The 20,887-nt window shown below is 52.6% G+C and carries 15 protein-coding genes; 6 read left to right on the forward strand and 9 right to left on the reverse strand.

Annotated features, from left to right (window positions below):
• Positions 1-11: 11 nt before the first annotated feature.
• The 6 genes from JK223_RS16945 to lrp form a co-directional block, all read right to left on the reverse strand.
• On the reverse strand, positions 12-533 hold the full coding sequence (locus JK223_RS16945; protein ID WP_212713858.1) for a spore coat U domain-containing protein: 522 nt from the start codon (positions 531-533) through the stop codon (positions 12-14).
• A 1,076-nt stretch (positions 534-1,609) separates the two neighbouring features.
• Positions 1,610-2,902: a serine--tRNA ligase gene (gene serS, locus JK223_RS09040; RefSeq protein WP_212713859.1), complete on the reverse strand. Its 1,293-nt coding sequence runs from the start codon at positions 2,900-2,902 to the stop codon at positions 1,610-1,612.
• Between the two features lie 96 nt (positions 2,903-2,998).
• The gene (locus JK223_RS09045; protein WP_212713860.1) at positions 2,999-4,342 is read right to left on the reverse strand and encodes a replication-associated recombination protein A; all 1,344 of its coding nucleotides are present in this window, start codon (positions 4,340-4,342) and stop codon (positions 2,999-3,001) included.
• Positions 4,343-4,349: 7 nt separating this feature from the next.
• Entirely contained in the window at positions 4,350-4,961 is a 612-nt protein-coding gene (gene lolA / locus JK223_RS09050) for an outer membrane lipoprotein chaperone LolA (protein ID WP_212713861.1), read from the reverse strand.
• A 174-nt stretch (positions 4,962-5,135) separates the two neighbouring features.
• Positions 5,136-8,951, reverse strand: coding sequence for a DNA translocase FtsK 4TM domain-containing protein (locus tag JK223_RS09055; protein WP_212713862.1), 3,816 nt, complete (start codon positions 8,949-8,951; stop codon positions 5,136-5,138).
• Between the two features lie 116 nt (positions 8,952-9,067).
• Positions 9,068-9,562, reverse strand: a complete 495-nt coding sequence (gene lrp / locus JK223_RS09060; protein WP_025902866.1) for a leucine-responsive transcriptional regulator Lrp — start codon at positions 9,560-9,562, stop codon at positions 9,068-9,070.
• 510 nt (positions 9,563-10,072) lie between these two features.
• Here lrp and trxB point away from each other — a divergent pair.
• From trxB to infA, 5 genes are all read left to right on the forward strand, one after another.
• Positions 10,073-11,032, forward strand: coding sequence for a thioredoxin-disulfide reductase (trxB, locus tag JK223_RS09065; protein WP_212713863.1), 960 nt, complete (start codon positions 10,073-10,075; stop codon positions 11,030-11,032).
• A gap of 142 nt (positions 11,033-11,174) precedes the next feature.
• The gene (gene cydD / locus JK223_RS09070; protein WP_212713864.1) at positions 11,175-12,947 is read left to right on the forward strand and encodes a cysteine/glutathione ABC transporter permease/ATP-binding protein CydD; all 1,773 of its coding nucleotides are present in this window, start codon (positions 11,175-11,177) and stop codon (positions 12,945-12,947) included.
• A complete protein-coding gene (gene cydC / locus JK223_RS09075) occupies positions 12,944-14,719 on the forward strand; it encodes a cysteine/glutathione ABC transporter ATP-binding protein/permease CydC (RefSeq protein ID WP_212713865.1) in 1,776 nt (591 codons plus the stop codon). Before cydD ends, cydC begins: the two co-directional genes overlap by 4 nt.
• A complete protein-coding gene (aat, locus tag JK223_RS09080) occupies positions 14,688-15,386 on the forward strand; it encodes a leucyl/phenylalanyl-tRNA--protein transferase (protein ID WP_371813097.1) in 699 nt (232 codons plus the stop codon). Before cydC ends, aat begins: the two co-directional genes overlap by 32 nt.
• Before the next feature lie 346 nt (positions 15,387-15,732).
• The gene (infA, locus tag JK223_RS09085; RefSeq protein ID WP_002211347.1) at positions 15,733-15,951 is read left to right on the forward strand and encodes a translation initiation factor IF-1; all 219 of its coding nucleotides are present in this window, start codon (positions 15,733-15,735) and stop codon (positions 15,949-15,951) included.
• Between the two features lie 88 nt (positions 15,952-16,039).
• Here the strand turns inward: infA and clpA are convergent, their stop codons facing one another.
• Both clpA and clpS read right to left on the reverse strand, forming a co-directional pair.
• A complete protein-coding gene (clpA, locus tag JK223_RS09090; protein WP_212713866.1) occupies positions 16,040-18,322 on the reverse strand; it encodes an ATP-dependent Clp protease ATP-binding subunit ClpA in 2,283 nt (760 codons plus the stop codon).
• 50 nt (positions 18,323-18,372) lie between these two features.
• Positions 18,373-18,696, reverse strand: a complete 324-nt coding sequence (gene clpS, locus JK223_RS09095) for an ATP-dependent Clp protease adapter ClpS (RefSeq protein ID WP_212713867.1) — start codon at positions 18,694-18,696, stop codon at positions 18,373-18,375.
• A 300-nt stretch (positions 18,697-18,996) separates the two neighbouring features.
• Here clpS and cspD point away from each other — a divergent pair, with 300 nt between their 5' ends.
• Entirely contained in the window at positions 18,997-19,224 is a 228-nt protein-coding gene (gene cspD, locus JK223_RS09100; RefSeq protein WP_212713939.1) for a cold shock domain-containing protein CspD, read from the forward strand.
• A 49-nt stretch (positions 19,225-19,273) separates the two neighbouring features.
• Here cspD and JK223_RS09105 read toward each other — a convergent pair whose 3' ends face one another.
• A complete protein-coding gene (locus JK223_RS09105) occupies positions 19,274-20,884 on the reverse strand; it encodes an ATP-dependent endonuclease (RefSeq protein WP_212713868.1) in 1,611 nt (536 codons plus the stop codon).
• Positions 20,885-20,887: the final 3 nt, after the last annotated feature.

Below are 20,887 nucleotides of genomic sequence, written 5' to 3' on the forward strand. Positions count from 1 at the left end.
AATAATATGAATTAGTAATCAACACTCAGTAACACGGTATCGGTATAATCACCTGCAGGTGCAACCTGTAATGCCGATGAACCTACCTTACCATAGATATTAATATTCTGCGCAACACCGGTACCTGTTCCGGTAGTACCGGTGGTAAAAGGTGTTGATGCGGCCTGATCGGCATACAGACTATAGGCAATTTTGTCGCCGTTAGTGTCCGACATTTCATAATCATGTGAACTGTCAGAAGAAACTTTATAAGGTGTATTTTTAGTACAAACTACAGCAGCCGTCGTTTGCACCGATAAATCACCAGCGTTGCTGTATTGTTTACCAAAATTCATATCACTGGCAGTGATGCTACATGCTTTTAATACGGTCAGCGAAACATTCATATTGGCAGTTGCCTGCGCAGTATATGTCGCGGTAGTTGCAAAGCTTGCTGAAGTAAAAACTAAAGAAGAACTTAAAGAAATCAGTAACAGTGATTTTTTAAACATATTTTTCTCTTTTTTATTTTTCCGACATTTATTGTCAACCACAGTATTGCCAGCACATCTGAATAAACAGATTAGCAATTCAAATGATTAATGATGCGGCTGCATTATACTCGCCAATAATAAAAAACCAACGCAGATCACTGATCAAATATATCTATTGATAGACACTTCCTTTCAAGCCCCCTACCAGGTGCCATTAATTGAAATCAATCACTATAAAAACAACAAAAACAAGAACAATAAACCACTGAAACAGACAAAAGAACATTAAAAACTGCTATCAGGGCGTATTAATTAATAGGAAAAAACTATTGAACAGTACTTTTAGCCAGCTAATAAAACGTATAAATAGGTATTTCACAGTTTAAAATATCGGCATAAATTACATACGGTAGTATTTAAGAACGATATATTTACGATAAATTTACGATAAACTTATTGCACTGATTAACCATTCATCAGAGTATCTTTTTTATTCACTAAATAGCGCATAAAAAAAAATCCAGCTTGTTTTTTAGCCAGATAAAACACTACCTTTTTAACACGTCGTTTGTCACCTGCCGTTTTCATCAGGGCCCTATATATTTGAGGGCTATTCTATATTTTTATGAGGATTACCTTAATTAAGAATTATTATTACCTCCCTATATGTTTAGGTGATTAACTATTTTTCTACTATAAAATACGTGCCTTCTTTTATGGCCTCTATAATATAGAAGGGTTCGGAAGCTGAAAATCCACACCTCCGGTAAGCTATATTTACTCCCCTTTCAGGGGGAAACCCTAATTCCGTGGAGCCTGCAAAAATCCCGGCGCTTTCTTTTCCGGTACGGACCCTTTGCATTCTGCCTATGTCAGGTCTGCTCCTGTTCTTCACTGCTGGACTCCGGGGTGGTCATCTGACGGATAAAGGCACAGACTGGGTCAGGCTTACACCGTAGTGTATTTCTGCCTGCGCGGCGGATTTTTCCGGATTAGACACCCGGCGGTAGGGATATTCAGTGTCCGGTAGTGCGACTCACACGACGGTGCAGAGATGTTATTAACAGGAACACTGTTTTACAGATAAAAAAAACCTGCCGTTCTTGCGAAGGGCAGGTTTTTTCAGGCAGGATCTGTCAGCCAATATAATCCAGATTGTTCATATAAGGCTTCAGGACTTCCGGTACACGGATGCGACCATCGGCTTGCTGGTTGTTCTCCAGAACCGCTACCAGCGTACGTCCGACCGCCAGCCCTGACCCGTTCAGGGTATGCAGAAGCTTCGGTTTTTTCTCCGCTTTGCTGCGGCAACGAGCCTGCATGCGACGGGCCTGGAAGTCAGCCATATTTGAGCAGGAAGAAATTTCGCGATAGGTGCCCTGTGCCGGTAACCAGACCTCAAGGTCATAGGTCTTAGTGGCGCCGAAGCCCATATCACCGGTACATAGCAGCATTTTACGGTAAGGGAGTTCCAGTAACTGCAGAACTTTTTCTGCATGTCCGGTCAGTTCTTCCAGTGCCTGCATCGACGTCTCCGGAGTCACCACCTGCACCATTTCGACTTTATCGAACTGATGCATACGGATTAATCCGCGGGTATCCCGGCCATATGAACCGGCTTCGGCACGGAAGCAAGGAGTATGTGCCGTCATTTTAAGCGGCAGACTCTCTTCTTCAAGAATTTCATCACGGACCAGATTCGTCAACGGAACTTCCGCCGTCGGGATCAACGCATAATTACTGCTGTCCGCTTCTTCTTCCAGCGGACGGGTATGGAACAGGTCATTACCAAATTTGGGTAACTGTCCGGTACCGTATAAGGAGTCCTGATTTACCAGATAAGGGACATACATCTCGGTGTAGCCATGCTCGCCCGTATGCAGGTCCAGCATAAATTGGGTCAGAGCACGATGCATACGGGCAATCTGCCCTCGCATCACCACAAAACGTGAGCCGGTCAGTTTAACTGCCGAAGCAAAATCCATCCCGCCGGAAAGTTCACCCAGATCCACATGATCACGAACCGTGAAATCAAACTGCTGAGGTTCACCCCAGCGGCTGATCTCCAGATTATCGTTCTCATCTTTACCCTGAGGCACTTCATCTGCCGGCAAGTTAGGCAGCGTCAGCGCGAGATTACGGATGTCGGTCTGCAAAGAATCCAGCCCGGCTTTAGCCGCTTCCAGACGCTCTCCCAGTTCATTCACTTCCTTACGCAGTGGCTCGATATCTTCCCCACGCGCTTTAGCCTGACCGATGGATTTGGATCGTGAATTACGTTCCGCCTGGAGATTTTCGGTTTCTACCTGCAAAACTTTACGACGTTCTTCAAGAGAACGTAACGTTTCAACATCCAGAGTAAATCCCCGGCGTGCCAGTTTTTCTGCAACTGCGTCTGGCTCATTACGCAGCAGGTTGGGATCGAGCATGCTAATCCTGTGTATGAGTTAATGAAATGAAAAAATCGTTGGGAGGAATCCACTAAACGAAATAACGTTGCTACTCACCTTACCGTAATGTTTTTATCAGCGGTAGCGTTTTGTCGGGCTATTTTGATTCTGTTCAGTCAGCCATGCCAGCTTTTCTGCAATTTTCGTCTCCAGACCGCGTTCAACTGGTGAATAATAGCGCGAACCGGCCATTTCAGGCGGAAAATACTCCTCGCCAGCGGCATATCCGTTGGGTTCATCATGGGCATAACGGTAACCTTTCTTCAGGCCCATTTCTTTCATCAACCGGGTCGGCGCATTACGCAGGTGGTCCGGAACATCATAATCAGGATTTTCTCTTGCAGACGCCATCGCTGCATTGAACGCCTGATAGACCGCATTACTTTTTGGTGCACAGGATAAATAAACTATCGCTTGTGCGATCGCCCTTTCCCCTTCAGCCGGCCCCACTCGGGTGTAACAATCCCAGCCGGCTAGCGCGACCTGCATGGCTCTGGGGTCAGCATTACCGATATCTTCTGACGCGATCGCCAGCAGACGACGGGCGACATATAAGGGATCACCGCCTGCGGTAATAATACGTGCATACCAGTAAAGGGCAGCATCCGGGGCAGAACCGCGAACGGATTTATGCAACGCTGAGATAAGATCATAAAACCGGTCACCTTTATTATCGAAGCGGGCGGTACGTTCGCCGGCGACTTCGGTTAATAATGCCGGGGTCAGTATACGCTTCCCTCCGGCATCAGGTTCTGCCATATCCGCCATCATCTCCAGCGTATTCAATGCACGACGAGCGTCCCCGTTCACTAACTCCGCGATCATTTTCCGGGTATCATCCGGTAATTGCAGATCCTGTCCGCCGAGGCCGCGTTCACTGTCAGACATTGCCTGTGTAAGCACTGCCTCAATATCAGTCACCGTCAGCGATTTCAGCAGATAGACCCTGGCCCGGGAAAGCAGTGCAGAGTTAAGTTCAAAAGAGGGATTTTCTGTCGTCGCGCCGATAAAGGTTATGGTGCCGTCTTCAATATGCGGCAGAAAAGCATCCTGCTGACTCTTATTAAAGCGGTGCACCTCATCCACAAAAAGAATGGTCCTGCGACCCGCCTGCCGGCTCTGACTTGCTCTGGCAATGGCCTCACGAATATCTTTAACCCCGGAGGTGACCGCAGATATACGTTCAACACCGGCATTCGCGTACCGGGCGATAATCTCTGCCAATGTCGTCTTACCGGTTCCCGGCGGCCCCCAGAGGATCATGGAATGTAAATGACCGGCTTCGATCGCTCTGGGCAGGGGTTTTCCGGGGGCCAGCAGATGCTGCTGCCCCCCATATTCAGCCAGGGTTCGTGGCCGCATACGTGCGGCCAGCGGCTGAAATTCGTTGACAGAAAAGTCCAGAGAAAGTGTATCCACATTCACCTCACTGACGCTGATCGTCCACCGTTACCCCTTGCGGAGGAGTAAATTTAAATTTATCCGGACTGATCGCCCCATTTTGCTGGCTTTTCAGCTGATAACTGCTGCGTTGCCCGTCCTGTTCAACCGCACTGAACTGACGGATCGTGCCGCCCGGAGTAACATCTATCGTGAATTGCTTCAGATTACCGTCGCTGCTCTTCGGCGTCAGTTCGAAATTATCGCCCTGCTGTTTCACATTATAGCGTTTCCAGTCTGAGGGCTGGTTACGTGCAATCAGCATAAACGGTGTATTACTGGTGGCATTTTTCACCCAGGTCGCCGTTACCTGCTCAACAAAGGGATTATAAAACCATAACGTTTTGCCATCGGAAATAATGGTACTTTCATCCGGAGCGGTCATATGCCAGTTGAACAGGCTCGGACGCTGGACCCACAATTCACCTTCACCGTTCTGCACGTTGTTGCCTGAAGCATCCGTGACTTTCTGACTGAATTGCGCATGAAAACTACTTACCTTATCCAGACGTGTCTGCAGACTGGCTGAATCGTCGGCCCGGACAGCGGCTGAAATCATAAGACTGATAACACCTGTAGCAATCAACAATTTTTTCATCTGTAATTATTCCTTAACTTTCATTCCGGCTGTGCACTGTTAACCGTAGTCTCTGCCGGTATATTCCGACAGGAGAAAAAACTGAATTCTGAGTATTACTATGGGGATACCGGGAGAGATAAACAATGGGCCAGAAAATTCTGGCCCATCAGGATAACAACCTGTTATCGGAACTTACATTTCGTGCGGAGGGGGTGACAGCACCTCCCGGTTACCATTATGTCCGGGCTCGGAAACTATTCCCTGCGCTTCCATCTGTTCGATAATCCTGGCCGCCCGGTTATAACCGATACGGAACTGTCGCTGAACACCGGAAATAGAAGCACGACGTTTTTCAACCACGAAACCAACGGCCTGGTCGAATAACGGGTCCAGTTCTTCACCATTACCATCAGCGCCACCGGTTCCGCTTTCACTCTCATCCCCGGCAGTAATGCTGTCGATATATTGAGGCCGGCCACGGGCTTTCCAGTCCTGGACCACGGCATGCACTTCCTGGTCACGGACAAAGGCTCCATGCACACGGACCGGCATCGAGGAGTTAGGTGGCATATAAAGCATATCCCCCATTCCGAGTAATGACTCCGCCCCGGCCTGATCCAGAATGGTGCGGGAGTCAATTTTACTTGAAACGGTAAATGCAATACGCGTAGGAATATTCGCTTTGATAAGCCCGGTGATCACATCGACCGACGGTCGCTGCGTCGCCAGGACCAGGTGAATACCGGCGGCGCGGGCTTTCTGTGCCAGACGGGCAATCAGTTCCTCGACCTTTTTACCCACCGCCATCATCAGGTCCGCAAACTCATCCACCAGCACGACAATGTAAGGCAGCTTTTCGAGAACCGGCGGCGTAGTATCCATACTGTCACCCGGTTTCCAGAACGGATCCGGAATAGGCCGGCCCATAGCTTCAGCCTGTACAATCTTCTCGTTATAACCGGCAAGGTTACGTACGCCCAGTGCGGACATCAGCTTGTAGCGCCGTTCCATCTCTCCGACACTCCAGCGTAGCGCATTGGCGGCATCCTTCATGTCTGTCACAACTTCAGTCAGCAGATGCGGAATGCCTTCATAGACAGAGAGTTCCAGCATTTTCGGGTCGATCATAATGAAGCGCACTTCATCAGGCGTTGCCTTGTACAGCATACTGATGATCATGGCGTTCACACCGACAGATTTCCCTGAGCCAGTGGTCCCCGCGACCAGCAGGTGAGGCATCTTCGCAAGATCGGCAACCACCGGCTGACCGGCAATATCTTTCCCCAGCACAATCGCCAGCGGTGAAGGATTATCCCTGAACTTTGCGCAGTCCAGTACTTCACGCAAATAAACTGTCTGACGGTGCTTATTCGGTAATTCCAGGCCGACATAGGGCTTGCCAGGGATAACCTCGACAATACGGACCGCAACAGCAGATAACGAACGGGCCAGGTCGCGTGAGAGATTAGAAATCCTGGCGGCTTTCACGCCAGGAGCCAGATCCAGCTCGAAACGGGTGATCACCGGTCCCGGTGAAATACCGACAACTTCTGCTTTCACTCTGAAGTCATTCAGTCTTGCCTCGACCAGTTTACCCGTTTGTTCCAGAGCAAACATATCAACCGGTTCTTCTTCCGCCGGAGGTGGCGTCAGTAAATCCATGGTCGGAAGAGGTGTCGACGGTTTTTCCAATGGCTGTTCATGGCGAACCAGGAACGGATGGAACAGACTCTGCTGTTCCTGAGCAGCTGGCGGTTGAGAAGCGGCTTCCTGCGGGGATGAGAATGGTGAATGCCCCGGCTGGGCTGTTGTGCCTGACGTCTGCGGATACTGCGCAGAGTTACCCCCTGCGGCAGAATACGGTGCCTGCTCCGGCGTCTGCGGGGCTGCGTATTGCGAATGCCCCGGCTGAGCTGTTGTGCCTGACGCCTGCGGATACTGCGCAGAGTTACCCCCTGCGGCAGAATACGGTGCCTGCTTCGGTGCCTGCGGGGCTGCGTAGGGTGAGTGCCCCGGCTGGGCTGTTGTGCCTGACGTCTGCGGAGACTGCGCAGAGTTACCCCCAGCGGCAGAATACGGTGCCTGCTCCGGCGTCTGCGGGGTCACTGTTTCCGCACCCGGTGCAATCGTAAACAGAGGCTCTGCCGGATTGTCATCCACCAGCTCTTCCATCGGTGAAAAATCAAACGCAGAAATAGCCTCTGAGGAGAGCGGCGCAGAGGCCACAACGTGGTCAGCACTGACCCGGGTAACATCCTCAGCCGGCGTCTGATACCGCTGCTGCTGTTGCTCCGAGAATTGACGTGCCAGCAACGCCTGTTGCAGTTCATCTTCTTCGTCAGGTGTGGCAGTGACATGGTCCTCGCCATAGCGCGCCTTTTGCTGCTCGGTAAAAGCCTGCCGAAGCGCCGCCTGGTCGAATTCACTCTGTTCGGACGAAAGCTCGTCTGTCTCCGGCATCTGCGCATTCAGCTGACGTTGTAATTCCTCTTCACGTGCTTTTTCTTCTGCCATCCGTTGTGAAGGTAATTTAATGCCATAAGAGGCCATTTCGCGCCGGGTCGGCAAACGGACAGGATTCGGTCGTGGCAGTTCCGGCCCACCGACTCCGCGTTTTACCTGAGGGTTAGCACTTCGTTGCGCTGATTCTGTCACCGTCGCAGGGGGCTGTAATTTACCCATACTGGCGGCCACAGCAAATGGCGACTGCCCTGCCGGTTTCACTACAGTGGCAGCCACGGTCTGAGCATTGACTGCGGCAGGCGTCGCCGGCGCAACCGGTGCCTGAGGGGTAACTGCCGGCGGCCGCTGAGTATCAGGCCGGGTTGTCTGAACCTGTGAAGTAACCCCGGAGGCTTGGGGTGCCGCAGACGGAGAAGCTGCTGGCGTCGGCTGAGATGCCACCGTATCCGGCACATCGAAGCGGTAAAGTGGTGGCTCTGCGGCCTGCGTGGCTTTCACCTGAGCAGGTGCCCTGTAGGCATCGGCAGCGACGACCGGTTCAGGACGGTTTTCCGGCCTTGTGGATGACTCCGGTGCAGGTTGCCGCGCGGCAGGAGATTGGATGATCGGTCCAGCCCCGGCGACGGGTGCACTGAATAGCGGATCATTTTCTTCCTCCTCCGTCACTGAGGCGAAGGCAGAAGAGGTAAATAAGGGGTCATTGTCATCCGTTTCCGACGCAGAAACCGGCGTTGAAAACAGCGGATCATGTTCATCATCCTGTGACTGAGAGACTGTATTACCGTGCGCAGGCGATCCGGCGGCCGGAGAGGCTTTGGAGCGGAACAGAGGATCGTCTTCAGTGACATCCTGCGCCGTCTCTTTGCGGGACACCGGGGCAATCGCCTCGTCTTCGTCCTCGTCTTCATCGTGCCAGCGATCATCCCCCCGGGAGCGGTTGCTCGCGAAGGTCAGAACGGACATGATGACCCCGCCGATCTTCTCAGCAATCGTCAGCCATGACCACCCGGTATAGAGGGTGATCCCGGCGGCCCAGACAAACAGCAGGACCAGCGTTCCGGTCATCTGGTTAAGATACGGGGCCATTGCACTACTGACCAGGCTGCCAATCACGCCTCCGGACGCAAAGTACCAGATATCATCAGCATTGATTGCTGCCAGACCACAGGTGGTGACCACCAGTGCCAGCACACCTATCAGACGCAGGCCGATAGAGAAGCAGTCGATGAATTCTTTGCTGTTACGATGGCGGAAGGTAATCCAGCATAAGCCAATGATCACTACCGGAATGGCGTAGGCCATCACCCCGAAGATAAATAACAGGGTATCCGCCATCCAGGCCCCCGGCCGGCCACCCAGATTATGGATAGGCTCATGCCAGGCCGTTTGTGACCAGCTCGGGTCAGAGGGATTGAAACTGACCAGCGAGACCATCAAATACACGGCAAAAAGTGCCACCAGAATCAGTAATGCTTCCAGCAGCCGTCGTCCACTACTCAGTGGCGTTAAAGATACATCTTTATCTTCTGTATATTCCTGGCTCAAGAGAACTCTCCAGGTGCCTGTCAACTAAAGAGAGGAACAGCACCATCAGTCAGCACTGTTCCTGTATGAATTCACAGGAGTGTACCTAATTGCCACAGGTTTTGCACCTGCCTGATTTAGCGAGTTTTAATCACTAACCGGTTACTCTGTTTTACTTCTTCCATCACTACATAGGTGCGGGTATCGTTAACACCTGGCAGGCGTAACAAGGTTTCCCCCAGCAGCTTACGGTATGCGGACATATCCGGCACGCGCGTTTTCAGCAAATAGTCAAAATCGCCGGAAACCAGGTGACACTCCTGAGTTTCCTCAAGTTTCTGGACGGCGGTGTTAAATTGCTCGAACACATCAGGCGTGCCACGATTCAGAGTAATCTCAACAAAAACCAGCAGTGATGCGTCCAGATAGTGCGGATTAAGCAGTGCGGTATACCCCAGAATGAACCCCTGACGCTCCAGACGGCGGACACGCTCAAGGCAGGGCGTCGGAGACAACCCTACCCGTTTGGAGAGCTCGACATTAGAAATACGGCCATCTTTTTGCAATTCGTTGAGGATATTTCTGTCGATGCGGTCCAGATCTTTGCCAGGGCGTTTCTTATTATCTGTCATTATTATTTTCTCTCTTCATTTCCTTCCCAAGACTACCTGCCCTTCCACCTGTCACCGGCGAAGGGCCTGAGTTATGTTGAAACAATGCCTGTATATTTGCTGTTTTCGGTACATTTCACTGTCTGTCCACGATGAAACAGCCCAAAAACAACTCAGGTTTATTTATCCTGCGCTCAGAAGCTGCGGCCTGCGCGGGTTCCTGTTCGCTGAACTTTATTTGTCTCACCTCATGTTTTCGCAAAACAACAGGCGATTGTCAAAGTAAAACATCCAATTTCAGTACAACATTCCGCCGTCTGCGGTGAATATAAATTTTCAGCCAGTAATTTCAGCCATTTCAACTCCCGTCACACGCCAGACTGATCCCTTTGGGTGATCTTTACAGAGAGTGATTAGTTTCGACGTTCACATTAATCGCTAATCTCAGCGACCGGACTCTTTTTTTCGTCGCCGCGTTTGCCTACAATCAGCAGATATTTGTCAGCGGTTTGTTTTATTGAGGAAAAAAGCATGGCCAAACACAGTAAACTTCTGATCCTGGGTTCCGGCCCTGCCGGTTACACCGCAGCTGTCTATGCTGCGCGTGCAAACCTTAATCCGGTACTGATTACCGGGGTAGAAAAAGGCGGGCAACTGACCACCACGACAGAGGTAGAAAACTGGCCGGGTGATCCTGAGGGGCTGACCGGGCCCGGACTCATGGAGCGTATGCATGAACATGCGGTAAAATTTAATACCGAAATCGTTCACGACCATATCCACACCGTCGACCTGAAACAACGCCCGTTCCGTCTTGTCGGGGACAGTGGTGAATACACCGCGGATGCGCTGATTATCGCCACCGGCGCATCGGCACGTTATATTGGCTTACCTTCGGAAGAAGCGTTTAAAGGCAAAGGTGTCTCCGCCTGTGCGACCTGCGACGGTTTCTTTTATCGTAAGCAAAAAGTAGCTGTAGTCGGTGGCGGGAACACGGCCGTCGAAGAGGCCCTCTACCTGGCGAATATCGCCTCTGAGGTTCATCTTATCCATCGTCGTGACACCTTCCGTGCCGAAAAAATCCTTATTGACCGGCTGATGGAAAAAGTTGCCAGCGGCAATATCGTTCTGCACACTAATCGTACCCTGGAAGAAGTCACCGGGGATGAGATGGGAGTGACCGGAGCACGTCTGCGTCCGACAGAGGATAATGCTGAAGCTGAGCAGATCGACGTGGCCGGGGTATTTATTGCCATCGGGCATAGCCCGAACACCGCTATTTTTGCTGACCAGCTTGAACTGAACAACGGTTATATCGTGGTACAGTCCGGTCTGCAGGGCAATGCAACTCAGACCAGTATCCCGGGAGTCTTTGCCGCCGGTGATGTGATGGACCATACCTACCGTCAGGCAATCACCTCTGCAGGTACCGGTTGTATGGCAGCGCTGGATGCAGAACGTTATTTAGACGGTCTCGGCACAGACGCCTAGTTCTTCCCTGAACACTGAATGATTTCCTAAGGCGACAGCGAAACTGTCGCCTTTTTACTGTTCCGCATGCTAAAGTACCTGCACTTTTACAAGGGGTATTACTTTACACCTCTGGTGTCTGACATTCACTTTGCAGAATTCCATGAATAAATCCCGTCAACAGTATTTAGTACGCTGGCTGAAAGAACAGCGCCATTACGGACGCCGCTGGTTACGCCTTTCGGTTATTACCGGTGTCTTCAGTGCACTCCTGATTATCACGCAGGCCGGGATCATCGCCCGCATATTGCAGAATTTTATTATCAGTCATCACCCTGCCGGTGATACGCCAGGCTTGCTGGTTGCGCTGGCGGCCTGCTTTGCCGGGCGAAGCCTGTTGCATTACCTGCGGGAAATGGCGGGTTTCCGTGCAGGAAGCGTCATCCGCGAGGCTATCCGCCAGCAGATTATTTTACGTCTGGAGGCCCGGGGCCCTGCCGGAACGACGAGCCGGGCCGTCGGTAGCTGGACCACCCTGTTGCAGGAACAAATCGATAATATGCAGGATTACTATGCACGTTATCTGCCACAGATGAGCCTGGCAACATTGATCCCCGTGCTGATCCTGATCACGCTGTTACCCCTTAACTGGGCTGCGGCGTTGATCCTGTTCTGTACCGCGCCACTGATCCCGTTATTTATGGCCATGGTCGGTATGGGGGCGGCAGAAGCCAACCGCAGAAACTTCCAGGCCCTCGCCCGTCTCAGCGGAGACTTCCTTGACCGCCTGCGCGGGCTGGAAACACTTCGCCTGTTTCACCGGGGTCGGGCAGAACAGGCGGCTATCGCCGACAGTACAGGGCAATTTCGTCTGCGTACCATGGAAGTCCTGCGACTGGCATTTCTGTCTTCGGCAGTACTGGAGTTTTTCGCGGCCATTTCCATCGCCGTGGTGGCTGTCTATTTCGGCTTCTCCTATCTGGGGGTACTGCATTTTGGTGATTATCACCGTGGCGTCACCTTGTTTGCCGGTTTCCTGGCATTGATCCTGGCGCCGGAGTTCTTCCAGCCTTTGCGGGATTTGGGGAATTTTTACCATGCCAAAGCTCAGGCTATCGGCGCTGCCGATCAGCTGGAGGCCTTCCTCAGTGACACTGAAGCGGCCAGCCAGAGCACCGGAACACTGACCCCGGACAGGTCCGGGCCCTGCACCCTGGTCGCACGTGATCTGATTGCTATGACAGCTACAGGAGAACCGTTAACCGGGCCGCTCAATTTTATTCTGCCGGCAGGCAAGCGCGTTGTGCTGGCCGGGGTGAGTGGTGCCGGTAAAACATCGCTGATCAATGTCCTGCTGGGCTTTCTTCCTTACCAGGGGTCTCTCACTGTCGACGGCACAGAATTACGGGATATTCGCCCGGATCACTGGCAGCAACAACTGGCCTGGGTCGGGCAGAACCCGCGGCTGCCGGCAGAGACCCTGCGCGATAACATCACCCTGGATCGCCCCTGTGACAGACAGCAGTTTCAACGGGTGCTGGAATGCAGTGGAATCAATGAATTTATCGCCGACCTGCCTGAGGGGATTGATACTCCTGCCGGCGATGATGCCGTCCGGTTATCAGTCGGCCAGGCCCAGCGTGTTGCGGTTGCCAGGGCCCTGTTACTGCCTTCAGCACTGCTGCTGCTGGATGAACCAACCGCCAGTCTGGACAGACAAAGCGAGCAACATGTGATGCATGCACTCACGGAAGCCTCCTTACTGCAGACGACACTGATGATCACTCACCAGCCCGAAGGAGTACAGGACTGGGACGAGATCTGGATGATGGCGGGCGGAAAAATTATTCAGAAAGGCAGCTGGCAGGCGCTCGCCGTGACACCGGGGCCGTTCCGGGACATGTTAGCTCAGCGTCACGGGGAGATAACGCTATGAAAACTTTACTGCCGTTTTTACGCCTCTGGAAACGCCATGGCTTTTTGCTCGGGCTGGGCCTGGTGCTGGCTCTGCTGACATTGCTGGCAAGTATCAGTTTACTGACGCTGTCCGGCTGGTTCCTGGCCGCTTCGGCGGTCGCCGGGACGGCCGGGCTATACAGTTTTAACTATATGTTGCCCGCGGCCGGTGTCAGGGGAGCTGCCATTATCCGCACCGTGGCACGCTACTTCGAGCGACTGGTCAGTCACGACGGCACATTCCGCGTACTGCAGCATCTTCGCGTTTACACGTTCAGTAAGCTGTTCCCGCTCTCCCCTGCCGGGCTGTTACCGTTTAATCAGGGCGATTTACTGAACCGCTTTGTTGCAGACGTTGACCACCTGGACCATCTCTATCTGCGGGTGCTATCCCCTCTCGCCGGGGCGTTATGTGTCATTATCGTTGTCACCTTCGGACTGAGTTTCCTGAACCTGCCGCTGGCACTGGTCGCGGGCCTGGTGATGCTGCTGACGTTATTATTACTCCCTCCCCTCTTTTACCACCTGGGTAAAGGTTCCGGTGAGGCAATGGCGCTGACACAGGCCAGTTACCGCCGGCAACTGACCCGCTGGCTAAGCAGTATGGCGGAACTGAAGATTTATCAGCACACTCAACGCTGGCAACAACAACTGGCGGCCACCGGACAGTCTATTTATCAGGCCGAACGGCAACAGCAGTCGCTTAACGCCGCATCGCAGAGCCTGTTGATGTTCATTACCGGGCTGACGGTCTGCCTGATACTGGGACTGGGTTCCCTGCTGCTCAACTCCGCGTCTACCGACCCCACCTGGCTGGCACTGTTCACTTTTTGCATCCTGGCGGCGTTTGAGTCCCTGGGGCCGGTGGCTGCCGCTTTCCTGCATATCTCGAAGGTGATGGTTGCAGCTTCACGCTTAAGTGAAATTTTAGGACAGACTCCCCCGGTACAGTTTCCGCAGAAAATAGTGGCAGATAATCATCCCGGGATTGCCGTACGGATCACCGGTCTGGGATTCAGCTATCCAGGACAACCCCGGTCGGTGATTAACGGACTGAACCTGTCCGTGGCTCAGGGTGAAAAAATTGCGCTGCTCGGTTTTACCGGCTGCGGTAAGTCAACACTCCTGCAACTACTGACCCGTGCGGCTGACCCCGCACAGGGCGAAATTTTCTTCAACCAGTCCCCTCTGCCACAGTGGGATGAAGCAACGCTTCGTCGCAGGACCAGCGTAGTGACCCAGCGTGTCTCCGTATTTAACCAGACCCTGCGTGACAACCTCAGACTGGCTGCCCCTGACAGTAGCGATGCAGCGCTGGTCGACGTATTGCAACAGACCGGTCTTGAGAAGTTGCTGGAAAATGACGGGCTTAATCACTGGTTAGGCGAAGGCGGCCGGACACTCTCCGGAGGGGAATTACGCCGTTTAGCCATCGCCCGGGCACTGCTCCATCGGGGAGACCTCTGGTTACTGGATGAACCCACCGAAGGGCTGGATGCCACCACCGAACAGCATATTCTGGCGCTTCTGGCGCGTGTCACCCGGGATAAAACCGTCATTATGGTGACACATCGTCTGACCGGCCTGGCGGCCATGGATCGTGTTTGTGTGATGGAGAACGGCCATATTATAGAACAGGGTGACACGACCACGCTGCTCCGTGCTCGTGGTCGCTACTGGCAGTTTACTCAGCGTCTGAATCAGAGTGAGGTCATCGCGGATGCCATTGATCCTGCCACAGTTACCGGCTGATACACTGAGCTTTCCCCCGCCATCCCGGGCACTGACAGAACCTGACGGTCTGCTGGCGTTTGGCGGAGACCTTAGCTGGCCACGGATGCGGGAAGCCTACCGGCAGGGTATCTTTCCCTGGTTCTCGGAACAGGACCCGTTGTTATGGTGGTCACCGAATCCGCGGGCGGTACTTTACCCTGAGGCATTTCATCTCAGCCGCAGTATGGCCCGCTTTCATCGTCACTCACCTTATAAGGTCACCGTGGATCGGGACTTCGGTGGGGTGATCCGCGGTTGTGCTGCCGACAGAACAGACGGTACCTGGATCACTGAGCAGGTGATCGAGGCGTGGCTGGCTTTATCGCAGAGAGGCGATGCACACTCGGTCGAGGTCTGGCAGGACGGGCATCTGATCGGCGGATTATATGGGATGGCCGTCGGCCAGCTCTTCTGCGCCGAATCGATGTTCAGCACCCGGCCGAATGCTTCAAAGACTGCGCTGATGCTATTTTGCCGGCACTTCAGCGCCCATGGCGGACAGTTAATTGATTGCCAGATACTGAACCCGCATACTGCCTCCCTGGGAGCGACAGAGATCCCGCGCGAGGCCTATCTGCAACAGGTTGCCTTACTCCGGACGCGCCCGCTGTCGGACGGCTGCTGGCAAACGGCTGAGCTGGGATAAGCAGGCTTTTAATGTTTTACAGACATTTCACCCGGAAAGTGTTAGACTCCGTGTGCTTGTTATGTCGTTCGCGCTTCAGAAGGTGTTTTCCGATGCGCCCTGATGGAGATTCTGCTGGTACACTGATGAACATCAAGGAAGGTTTTCCCCCGACTTGCTATTCAGATGCACGATTCTGCAAATATCCCCGATTAACGTCAGAACACCCGAATTTATTTGCACTGCGCATGTTTTTACATGCCGCATAGCGGAGTGTTGGTATTTACACCAACAATTCTTTACATAGATACCAGAATTGGGCATTATCTTGCCGATTCAAATTTAGCTAGTCCATTCAGAGGATTCGATGGCCAAAGAAGACAATATTGAAATGCAGGGTACCGTACTGGATACGTTACCTAACACCATGTTCCGCGTTGAGCTCGAAAACGGGCACGTGGTTACCGCTCATATCTCCGGTAAAATGCGTAAAAACTACATCCGCATCCTGACCGGTGATAAAGTCACCGTTGAGCTGACTCCTTATGATTTGAGCAAAGGCCGCATTGTCTTCCGTAGTCGCTAAGAGTCAGTAACCTGTTTTTATTCAGGTACAAATAATAAAGGCCGGATATTCCGGCCTTTTGTTTTATGACTGCCTGGCAAATACGGAATTAATGTACCGTTCCTGCCGCTTTACGCTGTTCCGCACTTTCAAAATGATAGGTTAATGTATTACTGGTGTTATCCAGTGCCACCTTCACCGATCCCCCGTCAACCAGTGAGCCAAACAGTAATTCATTCGCCAGCGGTTTCTTAAGGTTTTCCTGTACGGCACGGGCCATTGGACGGGCACCCATCGCTTTGTCGTAGCCTTTTTCAGCCAGCCAGTCCCGTGCGCCGTCACTGACTTCCAGAGACACGCCTTTCTGATCCAGCTGGGCCTGCAGTTCGACAATAAACTTGTCGACTACCTGATGAATGACCCCGGTCGACAGATGATCAAACCAGATAATATTGTCCAGCCGGTTACGGAATTCAGGGGTAAAGGTCTTCCTGATTTCTTCCATCGCATCGGTCGTATTATCCTGATGGATCAGCCCGATAGATTTACGCTCTGTTTCACGTACGCCGGCGTTAGTGGTCATCACCAGCACCACATTACGGAAGTCTGCTTTACGTCCGTTATTATCGGTCAGTGTCCCGTTATCCATCACCTGCAGTAACAGATTAAAGACATCCGGATGAGCCTTCTCAATTTCATCGAGCAGCACGACCGAATGCGGATGTTTGATCACCGCATCCGTCAGTAACCCGCCCTGATCAAAGCCCACATAGCCCGGAGGCGCACCAATCAGGCGGCTGACCGTGTGGCGTTCCATATATTCCGACATATCAAAGCGTAACAGTTCAATGCCCAGAGCTTTCGCCAGCTGTACCGTGACCTCCGTTTTCCCCACCCCGGTCGGACCGGCGAACAGGAAGGAACCCACGGGTTTATGATCATGGCCCAGACCAGCACGGCTCATTTTGATTGCTTCCGCCAGCGCATCGATTGCGTTGTCCTGACCGAACACCAGCATTTTCAGCCGTGAGTCCAGCTGACGCAGGGTATCGCGGTCTGTGGCTGAAACGCTCTGCTCAGGGATACGGGCAATACGCGCCACGACACTTTCAATGTCCTGAACATTGATGGTCTTTTTACGTTTACTCTGCGGGACCAACCGTGCACGGGCACCGGCTTCATCAATCACATCGATGGCTTTATCCGGCAGGTGACGGTCATTAATGTATTTCACCGCCAGTTCTACCGCCGCACGAACGGCTTTAGCAGTATAACGAACATCATGGTGTGCTTCGTACTTCGCTTTCAGACCGTTGATGATGCGGATGGTCTCTTCGGCTGATGGTTCAGTGATGTCAATTTTCTGGAAACGACGGGCCAGCGCACGGTCTTTTTCGAAGATCGAGCTGAATTCCTGATACGTCGTCGAGCCCATCACGCGGATTTTACCGCTGGAAAGCAGCGGTTTGATCAGGTTAGCGGCATCCACCTGCCCGCCGGAAGCAGCACCGGCACCGATGATGGTATGGATCTCATCGATAAACAGGATACTGTTTTCATCCTGCTCCAGTTGCTTAAGCAACGCTTTAAACCGTTTTTCAAAATCGCCGCGATACTTCGTCCCGGCCAGCAGAGAACCGATATCCAGTGAGTAGATAGTACAGTCTTTCATCACCTCCGGCACATCACCCTGCTCAATACGCCAGGCGAGACCTTCGGCGATCGCCGTCTTACCGACACCGGATTCCCCTACCAGCAGCGGATTATTTTTCCGGCGGCGGCATAAAACCTGAACGGCTCTTTCCAGTTCTTTATCACGGCCGATCAGAGGATCGATACCGCCGACCCGGGCCAGCTGATTCAGATTGGTGGTGAAGTTCTCCATACGTTCCTCCCCGCCTGTACTCTGCTCTTCGTTGTTGGCCTGGTTTTCAGGAGCAGGCGCACTCTCACCCTCATCTTTACGGACGCCATGAGAGATAAAGTTCACAATATCCAGACGGCTCACTTCATGCTTACGCAGTAAATACGCGGCCTGAGATTCCTGTTCACTGAAGATAGCCACCAGGACATTCGCCCCATTGACTTCACTGCGGCCGGAAGATTGCACATGAAACACGGCGCGTTGTAATACCCGCTGAAAACTCAGTGTCGGTTGAGTATCACGTTCACCGTCAGTGTCCGGTAAGACCGGGGTCGTTTTTTCGATGAAGGTTTCGAGTTCCTGACGTAAAACCACCAGGTCTACCGAGCAGGCTTCGAGGGCCTCACGGGCGGACGGATTACTGATCAACGCCAGTAATAGGTGTTCCACGGTCATAAATTCATGGTGGTGCTCCCGCGCTCTGGCGAAAGCCATATTTAAACTGAGTTCCAGTTCCTGATTGAGCATAAAGCACCTCCTCGATTCACGCTCTGATGTCTGCCTACAGATATGGTGGCTTAATCAGATTTTTCCAGAGTACAGAGCAAAGGATGTTCATTTTCTCTGGCATACTGATTGATCCTGACAACTTTTGTTTCTGCCACTTCGGCAGTAAATACCCCGCAGATCGCTTTGCCATCGTAATGGACTTTCAGCATGAGTTCCGTTGCGCGTTCAATATCATAAGAAAAGAACTTTTGCAGTACGTCAATAACAAATTCCATCGGTGTATAGTCATCGTTGTTCAAAATAACTTTATACATTGACGGTGGCTTCAGTTCCTCACGAACGGTGTTATCAGCAAGGTGTTCAAAATTAAGCCAGTCGTTTGTATTCGCCATAATATCCACTGAAGTGTGCCTGTGACTCTGTAGAGAATTCTTCAGTTAAGTCTATCATGCCGGCAAAATGATGCGCAGTCTGCATGCTCCTGATCAGGGCGGTTTGCTGCGGTTTTAAAGTCCGTATAGCGTTAACTGCTTCAAAGTTTGAGAAATTATCCCTGCCCGGCCTGTGGTAATTTCTTGACGATCCGTGCCGGTGAAGAGATAGTCGTAGCGACGGGTTTGTCTGTTTTATCATCAGGTGGCTCCCCGGCCACCCTGATTCATTTTTGCAATTCAGGTGAGAGGCATCATCACATGGAAACAGGATTTGTAAAATGGTTTAACAATGCCAAGGGATTCGGTTTTATTTGCCCGGAAGCCGGAGGTGAAGATATTTTTGCGCACTACTCCACCATTCAGATGGAAGGGTATAAGACACTGAAAGCAGGCCAGAAGGTGAGCTACAATGCCAGTGAAGGTGAAAAAGGGAATCAGGCCAGCCTGATCGTTCCTGTCAATGAAACTGTAGTCAATCTGTCATAATTACCCCTGCTGTGCAAGCCTGTCTCGCACAGCATGTTAAACGGATGACTCAGCCGTACCGGCCCCGGGCGAGTCCCCGTACCCGGCCTATCATTTTCCGGAGTAACCACGGAATCGACTGACTGCCCCGCTCTGCCACTTCACTGGCCACCGCTATCGCCAGCGAAGGTTTGGAGCTGTGCTGTATTGCGCGGGTGATCACTCGTTTTACCCCGCCCGGTCCATGTTCAGGGAGTTGAGCAGCCTGCCGGTAAACCTCAGCAAATCCGTTGCGGTAGAAGTAATGTTCAATATCCGGCGCCGGAAAGCGGGTGAGATGATGCCGTTCCGCCTGCTGATCTGTCAGGTGGCTGGTCGCGATGGCGGCGTATTTCGCCCCTGCTTCATCCCCGTCCGTCAGAACGTGCCACCGGATACCCATATGTGCCGCAAACCGTAACAGTGGCTTCAGCCCGGACTGGGCAAATTCAACCACGCGGATCCCCTCCGACGCCAGAGAAAACCCTGTCTGCCGGGCCAGTTCATTAATCAGCCAGACTTCGGTTTCTCCCTCCACCAGAAGCCAGCAACGGGCAAACAGCGCCGTCGGGCGATTCACCTGAATATGGAAGGTCACTTTTCGCAACTCATCGCGGGACATGCCTTCATCAGGAATATGCCAGCAGCGGGTGATTTGCTGGTACCGGTCAAGACGGTAAATACTCTCCAGTGGCACCATAGAGACCAGATCAGACGAGTTAGTGGTCACCACCTTCTGTGCCGGTAACAGTGCCAGAAACTGCCATACCATCGATAGCATCATCGGATGCAGACGGGTTTCCGGGTCTTCGAGCAGGATCAACGGACGGGCACCCTCCGGAAGGGTTCCGGCTGAGGGCGTACCGGCGAGTAACATCAGCAGGGCACGCAGGATCGGCGCCCGATCCTGCCGGGCGGTTTTGGCCAGTTTCCGGTTCAGTGTATTCAGTTGCTGCCAGAGCAGATCGTTTTTCTCCGCTGATACCGGCAATTCAGATAATACTCCCCCGGTACGGATATGGAAGTAATGTCCGGATAACCGGCACAACAGACTCAGCGCCTGTTGCAGCACCTCCGCTCCCTGCAGAGTTTCTCCTTCCGGTGCCCTCCCCGCCAGGGGTAACTCAGCAGCCCGGACGCCCTCTCCACCGGCTGACCCGGCAAGTCCCGGCGGGCTGAAGCGGGCATCACGTAATCGCAGCACCGGACACAACACCCTGACATGTTGTATCAACCGATACACCACGGATTCTGTTACGTCAGGATAGTCAGGAAAGGAAAAACCCTGAGTCATCCCCTGCGCTGTCCGGCAGGCACTGAAGCTGAAACGCAGCCCGCGAACGGCAGGATCTGCAGGCAGCAGCGCTGCTAACGTTGCCGGCAGACTGCCGTCAGGGGACTCTGGTCCGAAAGTCAGTTCGATCAGACAGGTCCTGGCAGGCTCATCGTCCTGCGGGCGGAAAAAGTCGTTCTCTGTCAGGCATGAACTCCCGGCCGCAGGCGACATCATCAGGGTCAGCGCATCCAGTAAACTGGATTTACCCCAGGCATTTTCACCAATCAGCAGGGAAATCTGGCGGAAGGACAGAGATAAAAACGCGATACCGCGAAAGTTTCTGATCTCGATCTGTTTCAGCATCATCGG

Source organism: Tatumella sp. JGM118 (assembly GCF_018257515.1).
Classification (GTDB): domain Bacteria; phylum Pseudomonadota; class Gammaproteobacteria; order Enterobacterales; family Enterobacteriaceae; genus Tatumella; species Tatumella terrea.

What these genes read in the sequence shown, in the direction of transcription:
- serS (WP_212713859.1), bottom strand. Translation starts at nt 2,902, where the DNA reads ATGCTCGATCCCAACCTGCTGCGTAATGAGCCAGACGCAGTTGCAGAA.
- lolA (WP_212713861.1), bottom strand. Translation starts at nt 4,961, where the DNA reads ATGAAAAAATTGTTGATTGCTACAGGTGTTATCAGTCTTATGATTTCA.
- lrp (WP_025902866.1), bottom strand. Translation starts at nt 9,562, where the DNA reads ATGACAGATAATAAGAAACGCCCTGGCAAAGATCTGGACCGCATCGAC.
- trxB (WP_212713863.1), top strand. Translation starts at nt 10,073, where the DNA reads ATGGCCAAACACAGTAAACTTCTGATCCTGGGTTCCGGCCCTGCCGGT.
- cydD (WP_212713864.1), top strand. Translation starts at nt 11,175, where the DNA reads ATGAATAAATCCCGTCAACAGTATTTAGTACGCTGGCTGAAAGAACAG.
- cydC (WP_212713865.1), top strand. Translation starts at nt 12,944, where the DNA reads ATGAAAACTTTACTGCCGTTTTTACGCCTCTGGAAACGCCATGGCTTT.
- aat (WP_371813097.1), top strand. Translation starts at nt 14,688, where the DNA reads ATGCCATTGATCCTGCCACAGTTACCGGCTGATACACTGAGCTTTCCC.
- infA (WP_002211347.1), top strand. Translation starts at nt 15,733, where the DNA reads ATGGCCAAAGAAGACAATATTGAAATGCAGGGTACCGTACTGGATACG.
- clpA (WP_212713866.1), bottom strand. Translation starts at nt 18,322, where the DNA reads ATGCTCAATCAGGAACTGGAACTCAGTTTAAATATGGCTTTCGCCAGA.
- clpS (WP_212713867.1), bottom strand. Translation starts at nt 18,696, where the DNA reads ATGGCGAATACAAACGACTGGCTTAATTTTGAACACCTTGCTGATAAC.
- cspD (WP_212713939.1), top strand. Translation starts at nt 18,997, where the DNA reads ATGGAAACAGGATTTGTAAAATGGTTTAACAATGCCAAGGGATTCGGT.
- JK223_RS09105 (WP_212713868.1), bottom strand. Translation starts at nt 20,884, where the DNA reads ATGATGCTGAAACAGATCGAGATCAGAAACTTTCGCGGTATCGCGTTT.